The following is a 14,326-nucleotide window of genomic DNA, read 5'->3' on the forward strand; positions in this document are numbered from 1 at the left end:
GCATTTCTGCTACGATCCTCTTTGTCAGCTCATTTGTTGGACTACAATGACGTCACAAAGGAGCCCGATATCTTCCTTACGTATGAATCGCATCGAATTCTTTATTAGTCAGGCCAAATATATATTCGTCATAATGTCGTCCCTTAGTAAAAACCATATTTCTGATTCTTCCCTCTTGAACGAAGCCTAGATGCTCATGTAACGCTGTAGAACCGTCATTAAATGCATATACGTGAGCGTTGACTTTTACATATCCTAATTCCTCAAAATAATACCGCAGTATAGTTTTTATCGCATCAGATGCATAACCTTTGCGCCAATGCTCACGGAATATGGATACTCCATATTTGAAATTTCCACATCGAAGATTACAGCTATTTGTGGAAATGCTCCCAACGAGTGTCCCGTCATGTGTTTCTATCGCCATAAAGACGTTATCACCATTAGAACTTTGAACGGATTGATTTTCAGCCCAAGCCTTTGTACCCTCTTCTGATCTTGGGAAATGAATCTCGTCACACAATCTCGCATTCTCCGAATCAAGATCATTGTAATGAAACTTATGCCAATCCGTGGGTAACACTGGGCGCAGCCTTACTTTTATACCATTCCAAATATAACTATTCATATTGATCCTCCTAAATTATATTTCCTTTAGCCCCTTAAAGAAGAAGAGGAGGTGGAGACCTTGCCCGAGGATCAGAATTATTTGCGACTACATGGTTCTCATTCCTTCCTTATATGAAAAATTATAACATTATCTTTTGTGAAGATAAATAATTTATCACACAATTTTCGGTAACTCATGAAAATGTTGTTTGTGTTGTTCCGAAATGTTCTAACTATTGAACCTACCACAATGCAGGTATATTGGATGGCTCCCCCCCGGCAAAGGGGTATGGGCCTGCAAGCATTTATACGTTTTGCCGTTATACGTCACAAGCTGCTCTACAGTATAGGGTATGTTGGCCTGCCAGGCGGAAATGCCCGGATTGGTCGTTCCTGGCGCAGTTTTCACAGTCACAGCACTGCTCGCAGCAGACAGATTACCTGCGGCATCCTTTATTTTCAGATTAAAGGTATAATTTTACGAACAGTAAACACAATTCAGATTTCGGATTTAAATGGAGTAAAATGGTTATATATGTTTTTGTTTATCCGAACAAAAGGAGTGAAATTTAAAGTGAATAAAATTTTTAAAACCGCCCTCACCTGTACTTTATTACTTGATTTAAGCTTGGCATCCTTTGCAATGGCCTCACCAGAAACTACGGATCAATTCACTACGGAGAAATTTACCGAAGTCCAAACATCAGGAACAGCCAGAGCAAAAGTGGGTAAATACCACGGTGATAATACAATTATCATGGATGAAGAAGGTAACCAATCCACATTAGGAGAACTCAAAGCCAATACAAATGTTATTATACCTGACAGTCCCGATCAAACTGTTGAAACACCGAATATAACTATACTACTGGCACCACACAATGAAGTTGTAAAACCTTTAGCGTCAGCTTATGGAAACGTATGGTCATATTATGCAGTTACTACAACCTAATCCAATTGTTACGGCAATGCTTTAAGGATACCTTGGGCTTGGAACCCTGGAGATGGGGATAATATCTCAAATGTTTATGCTACCGGTTATTTCACAGATCCAAACGTTGGAACTGCACTTATAATTAAAGATGGGGGCGAAAAATGTAATATAGCGCACAAAAAAGGTTTTCTTTCAACTCCTTAGGAGACTTGAAAGAAAACCTGTGTTAGATATTGCGCAGAGAAGAGGGCGTATCTTACTGCCGCTGCTCCCCTCTCCCTTCCAAAGGTTGCCACTCATCCACGCCGGACAGAATCAGAGGTATAGTGTACTCGGCCGCTTCCTGTTCGGTCAGTATTTTGGCCCAAGGCACACGATCAGCAGCATATCCGGCACCGGGTCCGGCGCTGTTATATTCAGCATACTGAACGGTCTGCTCTGCATCTATCTTGTTCCAGTTGTGCCATCCCTCCCGCTTCACATGAGCGCCGATCCAGCAGTTCAGAAAACAGACTTTGGCATGATGACGCCACGGTCTGCCCAGATACACCGACTGCGGCGGAGCATTGCTGGTCAGATCACAGTCCAGAAACACATAGCCGTAACGCACATCCTCCGGCGTAGAGGCTGCGGTAATCCAACCGTTCACTTGTCCATCCGCAGCCTCCGCTTCAGTCAGGCGATTCTTCGTAAAGATCTCGCAGCCCTTAAACACCACCGTAGCCGAACCAAAAATAAAATCGATATCACCTTCGATGTAACAGTCCTCGAAATACTGCCGCAGTTTACGCCGCTCGGCACCATCGCGTGGCCCGCCAAAATAACTGCGATCCATGGGCTGCTCCGGCAGCGGGCCGGTGAAGATCGTATCCTGGTGACCGATCAAACGACAGCGGCGAAAGGCCGCACGGTCTCCATCCACATAAACGGCCAGGGCCTGACCAACCTGCTTGCCTGGCCCGGCAGCATTTACGAAGGAAATCCCCTCTGCCGTGAAATCATCGGCACCAATGAAAGCCGTATAGGAATGAAACGTATGATATGGCGACCCGTCCGGAAACTTCTTGAGTGCATGATCATCATACGTAATGATCGTCTGCTCCGCCCCCTCACCAATCAGGTGGATGCCCGGCTTCTCCATATGCAGCTTCTCATGATAGACACCAGCCTTCACTCGAATTGGAACGATTCCGATACCATTCTCCGGCAGCGCATCAACTGCGGCCTGAATCGTCACATAATCCCCTGTCCCATCTGAAGCAACAGTCAGACAGGGAGCTGATGATTCCAATGCTGTATTTGGCAATCTCTGCTGCGTCATGGCAGTCGCTCCATTTCCAGTGCTGCCAGCAGAAGCGGAGCCACACCCATAAAGGAATCGCTTACAACCGCTTCGGTTACATAGTAGTTGTACGAGCCATCCCGATCCAGGCTTAGTCCTGCGCCATGACAGATCCCGTTTAACCGAACGCCGTCAGCCGTCTCCTCCACCAATCTGGAGGACAGTCCCTGCCATCCCTTCTCCGCCGCAGCTCTGAAATGTGGCTCCAGATACCTTAGTCGCACACCCTTCGCAAGTGCATATACAAACATGCTTGATCCGGATGCTTCCAGATAGTTGCCTTTGCGGAAGCCCTGATCCAGCACCTGGAACCATAACCCGCTCTCCTGCTCCTGCACGCGTACCAGAACATGACACATCCGTTCGAAGATGCCGATGATGGTTCCGCGCTTTGGATGATTCACGGGGAAATGCTCCACGCTGTCTACAATCGCCATGGCATACCAGCCCATCGCCCGGCTCCAGAAGTGTGGTGAGCACCCTGTCGATGAATCTGCCCAGACCTGCTCCTTCGATTCATCCCAGCCATGATAGAGCAGCCCGGTCCGCGGATCACGGGTCTGGCGTTCGATCAGCAGAATCTGATGTGCAACTTCATCCCATAACTCGGGACGATGAAATGTCTTTGCATACTCGGACAAAAAGGGAGAGGACATATACAGGCCGTCCAGCCACATCTGGAATGGATAGATTTTTTTGTGCCAGAAACCGCCCTCCGACGTGCGGGGTTGCCCTGCAAGTTGTGCTGCCAGGAGATGAGCCGCTTCTGCGTAACGCTGATCTTCAGCACCATCCAGTAATTCAAACAGGTTTTTCCCTTGATTAATCTGATCCAGATTATATTCTTCCAAAGTATAGGTGCCAATAGAGCCGTCCGGCTGGATATACAGGTCCATATGTTTTTTCATAAAATCAACATACTCTTGTTTGCCATAATACTGCCCGGTTCGTGCCATTGCCATCAAGGTCATGCCTTCCACGTATGCCCATCGTCCCGAAGGGAACGCATGATAACCGTCCCCGTCACATTGCTGGATGATCGTTGCTGCAATTCGCTCAGACCAGGATAACTGTGTCTGTACCTGCATAAGCAATTCCTCCTTGAATGTTGTACTCACCTAATACATGTATGACTAACTGCTGTTGAATTGCGAAGGTTCAGCTTAGGCTGAATGACTACCGGAACATCGACCTGTTCATCACGGATTAACGAGACAATCAGCTCTGCTGCCTGCACGGCCAGTTCATCCAGAGGCGGGCCAATTGTAGTCAAGGCCACTTCCGCATATTGCATATCCGGCAGATCATCATACCCGATTAACGAGATATCGCGTGGAACACTGTAACCTGCCTCAAGTAAAGCCCGGAGTGCCCCTCGGGTGACCAAGTTGTTCAGTCCAATAAATGCTGTCGGCGAATCCGCCCCAAACGCATGATTACGTATGGCAAAATACCCGTCTTCCCAAGAGGAATGCGCTGGCAACACATGGTCTTCGTTAAAACCCAGACCCGTACGCTGCAACGCTTCCCTGTAACCCTCCAGCTTGACGTGCTGGGAGTTGCCGATGAATCCGATTCGGCTGTGGCCCAGCGATTTCAGATGCTCCACTGCTTTGAACAGCCCTTCTTTGCGATCAATCTTGATGTAAGGAGAGTTCGGCGCTTCATCTGTACCCAGCACAAAACATGGCATGTTGAGTGTTGCGAACTTTTTCCAGAACATCTCCCGATTGTCCAGTGCATAGTCCCACAGAATACATCCGTCCACGCGCAGCTGGCTGAAGACATCCACTCCATCATCCGCCACAACCAAGATCATCTGATATCCCCGCTTCTTCAGCTCGGTGTGCAGACGGCCGGAGATGTTCGAGAATAACGGATTGCTCAGCTCATCCAGCACAAAACCGATGATGTTGCTTCTGCCTGTGGAGAGCTGCCGGGCCAGCATGTTTTTCCGATATTGATGTTTCTCTGCGACTGCAAGCACCTTCTGCTTTGTTGCCGGTTTGATTCGGGGATCATCATTCAGCGCCTTTGATACCGTGCTATAGCTCACCCCCGCCAGTTTGGCAATGTCTTTAATGGTTATCAAAATCAATCAACACCTCTCATACGCCTGAAGCCCTATTTCTTATTTCTGTGCAGATTTATAACGATCATATTGTGCCTGTCTGCCCGCAATAACCTGCTCTATATTCATCTTCTTCAACGTCTCAATATAACTGTCAAACTGGTCCAGACTGGCGTCCCCGCTAATAAACTTAAAGTTCATCTCTTCCACATATGTCGTGATGTCAGGCATCGCCATGCTTTCCACACTCGCTTCATCCGGCAAGGCATAGACAAACGGGAACGGTTCGCGCACATACGGCTCCAGTTCTTTATCCATCTCCGCATGCCAAGGGGCTACGACGGAATCAGCAGAATCGGTGGATTGGATGTTCGGCAGATTCACCGGACCAATGCCAAGCTTCTGGATGTATTCATTGTCCTTGCCTTTGTCCGTAAATATCTTCACGCCATTCTCTTCCGTATACGTGTCATCCTTGATGCCCCACGTATAATACGTCTGTGCTTCCTCACTTACGGCATAGTCCAGGAAACGGAAAGCAAGTTCCGGATTTTTACTATCACGTGTAATGCCAAAGATGCCACTCACTGGTGTACGTCCTACATAGAACTGATCCCCATGCGGTCCTTTCAGTGGTAAAATGCCTTTGATGATCGGCTCTTCCGGATTGTAATCCTTGAATAACGGACTGTAGACCATCGACATATACCAGCTAAAATTAAACGTTGCTCCCGTCACATCCTGAGAGATGCGCGACGTGACCTGATCACTCGTGGTACTCGCATAATCCACCCCAAGCAGACCTTCCTTGTACAGTCCGTTCAGATAGGTCAAGTACTCCTTGTAGGCAGGCTCATAATAACTGAAATGTACCTTGCCCTGATCGTCTGCATAAAACTGGTTGGACAGATCAAGTCCAAATGCCGGGCCAAAGGCCATTGACACAAATTTTGCTTCCATGGACAGCGGAATCTCATCGGCTTTTCCGTTGCCGTTCGGGTCGTCTGTCTTGAATTTGCGCAGCATCGCCGTGAATTCATCCAGCGTGGTCGGCTCGCTTAATCCCAGCTTATCAAGCCAGCGCACATTGACCATAAATACCGGCATGTAGTTGCGGGTTAACGTCTGCTGCGGGATATAATACATTTTACCATCTGGCGTTGTTAAACTGGCTTTGACCGAAGGCGACTTCTCATATATTTTTTTGAGATTCACGCCGTACTTCTCTACCAGTTCATTAATCGGAATGAATAGACCGCTGTTAATGTACTTCATCAGTTGATCCTGATCCGGCAGGTACACGATATCGGGCAAGCCAGTACCAGCAGCCAGCCTCGGATTGACGGCATCCGCATAGTTCTGCGGCGGAATCAGATCCCAATCCACCGTCACACCGGCGTTGCTCTCAATTTTCTTCACGATGGCTGCGGTGGACAAGTCCACATTGGTCGTCCAAGCGTTGGTGCCGAGAATAGACAGTTTGGCATCCGGTTGATCCGTCACCGGCCCTGCTCCGGTATAATTGAAGGCTGGCTCCGAACTGGACGGGGTGCTCCCCGCATCGGTTCCCGCCCCTGTTCCGCCGCTACATCCCGCCAGGCTGATTGCCAGTATCGCTGCGATTACACTTTTTCTTCCTGCCCCTTTAAATCTCATCCATCATTCCTCCTTGGTATGAACCATTTTGAACTCCCTTGAATGACATGACACTTAAGTAAGTAAAGCTATCCTTTCACGGCTCCGAGGGTGATCCCCTTAACGAAGTACCGTTGGATAAACGGGTAGATCGTAACAATAGGCAGAATGCTGACCACAATGGATACATAACGAACCTGAAGGGAGGAGACCGCCAGCGCACCGGATGTCATCGTACCGCCCATCTTCTGCATCACTTCCGGCGAAGCCATGATCAGCACTCTTCGCAGGAACATCTGTAAGGGCTGCATATCCTGTTTGCCCAGATATAATAGGGCCGTGAAAAAGTTGTTCCAGTGGAATACCGCATAGTACAGCGTGAGCACAGCCAGTGTTGGCTTAATGATCGGAACCGCCAGACGATACAGCATCGTCATCTCGTTGGCCCCGTCTATACTGGCACTTTCGAAAATTTCATTCGGAATGCCTTCGAAAGCTGAACGGCAGATCATGACGTTAAACGTAATCACCAGCACAGGCAGCACCATAACCCAGCGAGTGTTGTACAGCCCAAGCGAGGTAATAAGCATGTAGACCGGAATGAGTCCACCCGAGAAATACATGGTGAAGGCGATGAAGAAATTCAGCTTGCGACGTAAGAAAAACTGCTGTCTGGATAATGGAAACGCCGCAAGACATGTTGCCACGATGTTCAACAGTGTGCCTACCACGGTGTACCAGAGGGTGTTGTAGAACGAAACCCACAACTCCTTGTATTGCAGTACCATTTGGTAACCTGACAGGGTAAATCCAACGGGCCACAATACAACTTTTTGTTTGTCGATGGCATCCACCGAGCTGAATGAAATACTAATGACGTACAGAAAGGGATACAACGTGACAACAACCGCCAGTATGGTCAGCAGGTAGACACATCCGTAGAACAAACGGTCACTTCTCGATTTTTGCATACAGGTCTCCTTTGGTCCGGGTTATAGTCTTACCAGAGTGACATCTTGGTCAGGCGGCGGGTCATGGAATTGGCAGCAAAAACAAGGACAAAGGTGATCACGGAGTTGAACAGGCCAACCGCTGTGGCGAAGCCGTAATTCTGGCCCTCAATCCCCATCCGGTATACATAGGTGGACAAGACATCAGCTGTTTCGTAGGTGGCTCCGTTGTAGAGCAGATATACTTTCTCGAAACCTACACTCATAATGCCGCCAAGCGACAGAAGCAGAAGAATGACGATGGTTGGTTTGATACTGGGTAGGGTCAGGTGCCATAGCTCCTGGAATTTGTTGACGCCATCAATTTTGCCGGAATCATACATCTCGGGGTCGATCCCCATAATGGCTGCAATGTAGATGATGGAGCTGAAGCCAAAACTTTGCCAGATGTCGGAACTTGTGAAGATGGTACGGAACCAGCTCGCATCCATCATGAAGTTCACTTTTTCCATGCCAAGACTCGCGATGAGGGTGTTCACAATACCGTCTGTTGGTGACAGGAAGTTAATAATCATGCCAGCTACAACAACAGTGGAGATGAAGTGAGGAAGGTACGTAACGGTCTGGGCAAATCGCTTGAATGTCCGGTTCTTGATCTCCACGATGCAGACAGCGAATAAAATCGGAATGGAGAAACCAAACAGGAGCGGCAGGAAGGCGAGCAAAAATGTGTTACGCAGCAGTCGCCAGAAGTAGATGGAATTCACGAACTGTTCGAACCAGCGCAGTCCCACCCACTCCCCGCTGAGCATGCCCTGCCCCGGCAAAAAATTACGAAATGCCAACAGCACGCCAGGCATCGGAAGGTACATGAAGATGAGGTAATACAGAAAGATAGGCGAAAACATCAGTAGCAAATATTTATCCCGTCTGATCAGGCTGAACAGCGTGGACATGCGTTTTTTCAACGTGAAACACTCCCCTTCGCTACATAATTACAACGTTTGAATTTTTGAATAAAAAGAACTGTCATTCCACTGACGTATTTGTTATTCATCTCATTCACATTTTGTAACAACCTATATCATTCTGCGCACTAATGAGATAATTAATTAGAAATAGTCCTCCTTACACCGTATTTCTGTCTTTTCAATACTTGCCATAACCATAATTACAACGTTGTAATTTTAATCTAAATGTATACGCTTACATAAACTTTTTCCCATCTTAGCAAAGTCTTCAATGTTTGGCAACAACAAAAATCAGTGGCATGCTGTAACGTACTAAATACAGTCTCGCATTCGCGAGACTGCCCGTTAAAATCTACACATGATTCCGATATTCCATCGGTGTCATAACATACACTCGCTGAAAGGCTCTGTAAAACTGACTGACGCTGGAAAATCCCAGTTCATAACTGATTGTGGTTACTGAATCCGTTGTATGGCGAAGCCTCTTGGACGCTTCTTCTACGCGCAAATTCAGCAGATATTGATACGGTGTTGTTCCCGTAAGAGCCTTGAAAGAACGCATAAAATGATACCGGCTCTGATGTGCAACCATCGCCATCGAATCAATATCCATTGGGCCTGTATAGGCACTGTGAATGTAATCAAGCACTCGTTGGAGATGAGGATCAATGAATGAGCCGGGATTTACAGTTCTTTTTCCATTTTCCTGCCCCGTCAACATACGTCTTAGATACGTCTCGATCGCCATTTCTGTTTCCTGCACTTGCAGCATTTCGGGCACATCATCTAACAAAATGGAATTCCAGCCACGAAACAGACTGCTGATCTCAGCAGGATCAAAAGTCTGGGTAGGTCGAAACTCAGCTCGCCCCCCTCTTGACTCCACACCTTCGAAACTGCCTAATGGCGCTTTACGGAACTTAATCACAATGACAGCCGAATCCGACCCTATCTCAAAATAATGCTCAGTCTGGGGATGAGCAATAATCCCTATCCCTGCTTTTAGCGGGTATGCATGCCGTTCCTGTACCAGATGACATTGACCTCTGACCGGCAGCGTTAGCTGATACCAGTCGTCATGTATATGCGGCTCATTCGCAAAGCCTCCGGTAGCTTTCCATAATTCCAACCCATTTAGCGTCATGTTTAATTCCATCGTTTGCTCACCTGCTGACATTATAGCAAATCGTGCTCACTTTCCAAGCACTTTTCACAAAGACATGATCTGCCCCCATCTTTTATCATAGAAAAAAATAAATCGAGGTGATCTCCCATGGCTCAGGCCACTTTAAGCAAAATGCAAATCAACTCCTCCGCCAATTGGGCACTTGCCGGAGTCAGCTTCGCCCATCTGCTGAATGATGCGATGCAGACAGTGGTTCCGTCTGCTTTCCCGTTATTCCAGCAGACCATGCAGCTAAGTTTCGCCCAGATGGGCTGGATTGCCTTCACCCTGAATATTACCGCATCCGTCCTTCAGCCACTGGTCGGTTATATGTCAGACCGCAAGCCAATGCCGATCCTGCTTCCCGGAGGCATGTTATTCTCCCTGATCGGTGTTCTCGGCTTAGCCTTGTCTTCCGAGTTATGGATGTTGCTTGTTTCGGCAGCATTGATTGGTATAGGCTCATCCATCCTCCATCCCGAATCCTCACGTGTGGCCCATATGGCAGCCGGACGAGGACGCGGAATGGCGCAGTCGATCTTCCAGGTGGGAGGCAACACAGGACAGGCTATTGCTCCATTACTGGTCGCCTTCATCCTGCTGCCACATGGGCAGCGTAGTTTTCTATGGCTGATGGGCTTTGCCCTGATCGGCATCTTCATTCAGTCTTTTGTCAGTCGTTGGTACAGAGACAAGCTTGCCGAGACTCACATTCGTCAGCAACGCCTTCTAAAATCAAGTGGCGCAGGGCCAGCAGCTCGGCCTGTGAGCAGGGGATTCATCGCTTTTACAATGGGAATTCTCATCCTGCTGCTGTTCTCCAAATTCGTTTATATTGCAGGCATGACCGGGTATTACGCCTTCTATTACGCCGATGCATATGGCTTGCCTCTCTCCCAGGCACAGATTTGTCTTTTTATATTGCAATTTGCAGGTATGGTCGGAACCTTACTCGGCGGCCCACTAGCTGACCGCTACGGACGCAAACCGATGATCTGGTTCTCCATTGCAGGCACTGCACCGTTTTCCCTGTTGCTACCTTATGCAGGACCCGTCTTGTCCATGGTATTATGCGGAATGATTGGACTAATCCTGATGTCCGGCTTCAGCGTCATCATTGTTTATGCACAGGAATTGCTTCCTCGTCATATTGGAACGGTATCCGGATTGTTTTTTGGCCTGTCGTTTGGCATGGCTGGACTTGGCTCGGTTGTGTTAGGTTCCTTAATTGACGTGACCAGCATTGCGTTTGTTATCAAGTTATGTTCGTTTTTGCCACTGCTTGGTGTGTGTGCTGTATTTCTGCGCAAGGACCAACCAAGAACAGCGTGATAACCGTTGAAACCTCACTGATTTTGTGACTACAATACACCTAAGACACTCGAGGATATCAGAAGGAAGGAATAACGCATGATTATTGATGTACAGCATGTTACTTGGAAAAGGGGACCCCTTACCCTGCTCAACGATGTGAACTGGCAGGTGAATGACGGTGAACACTGGGCGTTGCTTGGCCTGAATGGCTCCGGCAAAACAACACTCCTGAACATGATCACCGGATATCTCTGGCCGACCGAAGGCAAGATATCCGTGTTAGGCCATGAATATGGTGATGTGGATCTGAGACAGCTTCGCAAATCCATTGGCTGGGTCAGTTCATCTCTGCAAGAGAAATTGCACGGTACAGACCGCACGCAGTATGTCGTGATCAGCGGTAAACACGCCACCATTGGCTTGTACGACAAGCTGTCAGATGATGATCTGGATCAGGCACAGGAATTGATGCAAACGCTGGGCTGTCAGCACCTATGGGATCGCGAATATCGTACATGTTCTCAAGGGGAGAAACAGAAACTTCTTATTGCCCGAGCACTGATGGCCAATCCGCGCGTACTCATTCTGGACGAGCCTTGCAATGGACTGGATCTGTTCTCAAGAGAGCGACTGCTGGATAGCATCCTTGAATTATCACAGCGTCCAGATACCCCGTCACTCATCTATGTCACCCATCATACCGAGGAAATATTGCCTGTCTTTAGTCACAGCCTCCTGCTTCGCCGGGGTGAAATAGTCCATAGCGGATTAACTAACAATCTGATGAACACCGAAGTGCTGAGTAACTTCTTCGAGGCACCTGTGGAAGTTGATCGGCACGGAGAACGTGTCTATGTCAGAGCAGCGGCGGATTCATAATTGCGGGGTTATACACAGCAAACGTAACATAGGTGAAGAAACTTAACAGTAAAAGCCCAATATCTTATCCACATGTGGATAGATTTCGGGCTTTTTACTCCTATATCTAGTGTTATCCACCGTTTTCTGTGTAGAACTTTCTAATTTATGAGTATAACTTTACGGTTTCATCTATATATCTATACGTTTTACCACTATCCTATTTCCGCACGCCTAAAAACAGAAATAGCGGAATGCGTTGCCTGCGCAGATAGGTTTCCTCGTTTACAAAATAGGCACGTTGTGGTGCCGACTCGCGTAAATGCTCTACACGGAACCCTGCACGCTGCAATGCCATAAAATACGATTCAATGGAACGATGCATCTTTTTCACAGAACCGCCCAGCCACTGCTGCTCCCGATATCCTTCTACAAAATACTGATCAACCACCCAATCTGTTCGAGTCCCGGAGGGTTGCAGTGTAGACGTGATCACAGGATGTTCTACTGAGAATACAAATGTCCCGTTCTCTTTCAAAGTATTGTATATGTTGCGGAACAGGCTCTCCACATCTTCAATATAGTGAACAGCCAGTCTTGATATAACCAGATCGTACAATCCGGCCGGATAGGTCCAGTCTTCCATGAACGCTCGCTCAATCCGGGCATTTAATCCTTTTACCGATTTGTTAGCTGCCTGAATCATATTCACAGAACCCTCAATCCCCATATACGTCGCACCTTCGTGCTCCCCACTCAGCAATTCTGCGGCGAACCTTGCATCTCCACAACCAAGGTCCAGTATGTTCTTGCCGGCAACATCTCCAATCAACTCCAGCATCACCGGCTTCTCCAATGTATTATTGGCGTTCTCCTGCCACTTGCGACGTTCCATATACTTCTCAAAGTTCGCCTCATCATCGTAAAAGTCTGATCCTCTGTTCTTCATTCCGTGACCCTCCATTTCGGATAAGCATGCTTCCTATTTACAGCCTGTAAGAGTATACAGAATATGGATGTGTCTGGCTATAACAAAAAGACTGTTTACTGGAGTTATCCAGCAAACAGCCTTTCTGCCTTACACTTATAACATTTACGCCGCTTAGCCAAAACGTTCTGTTTTGTACCATTTGCTTTCGCGTTTTCGAATCTTGTCCATAATTAAGGAGTAGAAAGCCTTGATCGAGATCAGGATGAACAACTGTGCATACGTGAAGTAGGACACGCAGGCATAGATGAAATTACGGGTATTGCTTTGTCCAATATCTGCGGCAAGTGCCAGATTGATCTGTAACACGTAAATAAAGTACATAAGTGCCCAACCAATGACCAGGAACACATATGCATCGCCGGCAAACTGGAACGGTGAACTTACCTCTGGTTTAAATATGGCAATGACCTGATAGACCAGATTCACGAGAAATATAATATCCGATACAATGATCGCAAGCATAAACCAGAAATAACTGACGGCATAATAGATGACCAGCAACTTATTACGCCAACTGGAACGGTTAAACAGGTTATGGATATTATCCAGTACCACCTGGTAGTTCCCCTTGGCCCAGCGTTCGCGCTGCTTCATGTATACACTAAGCTGTTCCGGCTCCTGCTGATAGGCTTCCGCTTGCGGCGCAAGCGCCACAAACTGTCCGCGATTCAAAATCTCGAATGATAGCGCCGTATCTTCTGTAATAGCTGTCACATCCCAGCCGCCAATCTCCCGGATCAACTCGGTTTTGATAATGTAATTCGTTCCAGGGATGGAACCAAGCTGGAACAATTCCCACAGACCCGTGTGATACACACGTTGCGAAGTAATGATCTCCAGATTAATGCATTTGGAGAGGAAATTCTGTCCTCTGTTGCGTGCTTTGTTTCTACCAAAAACCACGCCATATTGTTCAGGGTTCTCCAGCGATTTTTGCGTCAAAAACATTAATGAATTCCGTTCAGGTGCGGCATCTGCATCGAAGATACAGATCCAGTCGCCCGCGGCAATTTCCAGTCCGTCATTTAATGCCCCGGACTTGCCACCGGTTCCTTTTCGCTCCATTACCGTCACATTGCGATGCCTATAACTGGTCTGACTGAGGAATGATCTCAGCTTCTCTGCGGTATCATCTGTACAGTTATCCGCGATCACGATGACCTGAACTTTATCCTCCGGATAATTCAGGCACAGAATATGCTCTACTGTCGCAACAATGACTAGACCCTCGTTATGCGCAGGTACCATGACCGTGACTGTTGGATAATGATCCATATTTTCAGGGATCTGAATCCCTTTTTTGTCCTGTTTATTAATAAAACGAATCGCGCCCGCCATAATAACAATCGACTCGAATACGGCAATCCAGATGCTGAATATCGATAACAGCAGAATAAAATCAGTCAATTAATTTCCTCCGATCGTACTTGCGATTGACTTTTGACCGAAAACGAAGGGTAGCAATCGTTAGTAAAACGGTACAAAC

General features: G+C 47.4%; 13 protein-coding genes. 3 read left to right on the top strand and 10 right to left on the bottom strand.

All coding sequences use genetic code 11. From position 1 onward, the window contains the following. Window positions 1-76: 76 nt before the first annotated feature. Window positions 77-628 carry a GNAT family protein gene (locus MKY01_RS30825; protein WP_127550289.1) on the bottom strand — a complete coding sequence of 184 codons (552 nt, stop codon included), beginning with the start codon at window positions 626-628 and terminating at the stop codon, window positions 77-79. A 270-nt stretch (window positions 629-898) separates the two neighbouring features. Between MKY01_RS30825 and MKY01_RS30830 the strand changes: the two genes are divergently transcribed. Next, window positions 899-1,561 (top strand): hypothetical protein, encoded by a 663-nt coding sequence (locus MKY01_RS30830; RefSeq protein WP_164783372.1) that lies wholly within the window; start codon window positions 899-901, stop codon window positions 1,559-1,561. A 238-nt stretch (window positions 1,562-1,799) separates the two neighbouring features. Here MKY01_RS30830 and MKY01_RS30835 read toward each other — a convergent pair whose 3' ends face one another. From MKY01_RS30835 to MKY01_RS30865, 7 genes are all read right to left on the bottom strand, one after another. After that, window positions 1,800-2,864 carry a pectinesterase family protein gene (locus tag MKY01_RS30835; protein ID WP_339284770.1) on the bottom strand — a complete coding sequence of 355 codons (1,065 nt, stop codon included), beginning with the start codon at window positions 2,862-2,864 and terminating at the stop codon, window positions 1,800-1,802. Continuing rightward, a complete protein-coding gene (locus MKY01_RS30840; protein ID WP_339284772.1) occupies window positions 2,861-3,973 on the bottom strand; it encodes a glycoside hydrolase family 88 protein in 1,113 nt (370 codons plus the stop codon). Before MKY01_RS30840 ends, MKY01_RS30835 begins: the two co-directional genes overlap by 4 nt. A 26-nt stretch (window positions 3,974-3,999) precedes the next feature. Beyond that, on the bottom strand, window positions 4,000-4,977 hold the full coding sequence (locus MKY01_RS30845; RefSeq protein WP_339284774.1) for a LacI family DNA-binding transcriptional regulator: 978 nt from the start codon (window positions 4,975-4,977) through the stop codon (window positions 4,000-4,002). A gap of 39 nt (window positions 4,978-5,016) precedes the next feature. Then, on the bottom strand, window positions 5,017-6,612 hold the full coding sequence (locus MKY01_RS30850; protein ID WP_339284776.1) for an extracellular solute-binding protein: 1,596 nt from the start codon (window positions 6,610-6,612) through the stop codon (window positions 5,017-5,019). Window positions 6,613-6,680: 68 nt separating this feature from the next. Further along, window positions 6,681-7,562 (bottom strand): carbohydrate ABC transporter permease, encoded by an 882-nt coding sequence (locus tag MKY01_RS30855; protein WP_036612222.1) that lies wholly within the window; start codon window positions 7,560-7,562, stop codon window positions 6,681-6,683. 29 nt (window positions 7,563-7,591) lie between these two features. Then, window positions 7,592-8,509, bottom strand: a complete 918-nt coding sequence (locus MKY01_RS30860; protein WP_240768206.1) for an ABC transporter permease subunit — start codon at window positions 8,507-8,509, stop codon at window positions 7,592-7,594. 355 nt (window positions 8,510-8,864) lie between these two features. Beyond that, entirely contained in the window at window positions 8,865-9,668 is an 804-nt protein-coding gene (locus MKY01_RS30865; RefSeq protein ID WP_339284778.1) for a helix-turn-helix domain-containing protein, read from the bottom strand. 117 nt (window positions 9,669-9,785) lie between these two features. Between MKY01_RS30865 and MKY01_RS30870 the strand changes: the two genes are divergently transcribed. Together MKY01_RS30870 and MKY01_RS30875 are read left to right on the top strand one after the other, a co-directional pair. Further along, complete coding sequence (locus tag MKY01_RS30870; protein WP_339284780.1) at window positions 9,786-11,009, top strand: MFS transporter; 1,224 nt, start codon at window positions 9,786-9,788, stop codon at window positions 11,007-11,009. Between the two features lie 78 nt (window positions 11,010-11,087). Next, complete coding sequence (locus MKY01_RS30875) at window positions 11,088-11,870, top strand: ABC transporter ATP-binding protein (protein ID WP_339284782.1); 783 nt, start codon at window positions 11,088-11,090, stop codon at window positions 11,868-11,870. Between the two features lie 199 nt (window positions 11,871-12,069). On the opposite strand, the gene MKY01_RS30880 is transcribed toward MKY01_RS30875, so the two are convergent. Next, complete coding sequence (locus MKY01_RS30880; protein WP_339284783.1) at window positions 12,070-12,798, bottom strand: class I SAM-dependent methyltransferase; 729 nt, start codon at window positions 12,796-12,798, stop codon at window positions 12,070-12,072. Between the two features lie 153 nt (window positions 12,799-12,951). Beyond that, window positions 12,952-14,247, bottom strand: a complete 1,296-nt coding sequence (locus MKY01_RS30885) for a glycosyltransferase (RefSeq protein ID WP_339284785.1) — start codon at window positions 14,245-14,247, stop codon at window positions 12,952-12,954. Between the last annotated feature and the right edge of the window lie 79 nt (window positions 14,248-14,326).

This window comes from Paenibacillus sp. FSL R5-0486, assembly GCF_037975155.1.
Classification (GTDB): domain Bacteria; phylum Bacillota; class Bacilli; order Paenibacillales; family Paenibacillaceae; genus Paenibacillus; species Paenibacillus amylolyticus.

Excerpts from the sequence above, each read along its gene's own strand:
- MKY01_RS30825 (WP_127550289.1), bottom strand. The coding sequence starts at position 628 with ATGAATAGTTATATTTGGAATGGTATAAAAGTAAGGCTGCGCCCAGTG.
- MKY01_RS30830 (WP_164783372.1), top strand. The coding sequence starts at position 899 with ATGGGCCTGCAAGCATTTATACGTTTTGCCGTTATACGTCACAAGCTG.
- MKY01_RS30835 (WP_339284770.1), bottom strand. The coding sequence starts at position 2,864 with ATGACGCAGCAGAGATTGCCAAATACAGCATTGGAATCATCAGCTCCC.
- MKY01_RS30840 (WP_339284772.1), bottom strand. The coding sequence starts at position 3,973 with ATGCAGGTACAGACACAGTTATCCTGGTCTGAGCGAATTGCAGCAACG.
- MKY01_RS30850 (WP_339284776.1), bottom strand. The coding sequence starts at position 6,612 with ATGAGATTTAAAGGGGCAGGAAGAAAAAGTGTAATCGCAGCGATACTG.
- MKY01_RS30855 (WP_036612222.1), bottom strand. The coding sequence starts at position 7,562 with ATGCAAAAATCGAGAAGTGACCGTTTGTTCTACGGATGTGTCTACCTG.
- MKY01_RS30865 (WP_339284778.1), bottom strand. The coding sequence starts at position 9,668 with ATGGAATTAAACATGACGCTAAATGGGTTGGAATTATGGAAAGCTACC.
- MKY01_RS30870 (WP_339284780.1), top strand. The coding sequence starts at position 9,786 with ATGGCTCAGGCCACTTTAAGCAAAATGCAAATCAACTCCTCCGCCAAT.
- MKY01_RS30875 (WP_339284782.1), top strand. The coding sequence starts at position 11,088 with ATGATTATTGATGTACAGCATGTTACTTGGAAAAGGGGACCCCTTACC.
- MKY01_RS30880 (WP_339284783.1), bottom strand. The coding sequence starts at position 12,798 with ATGAAGAACAGAGGATCAGACTTTTACGATGATGAGGCGAACTTTGAG.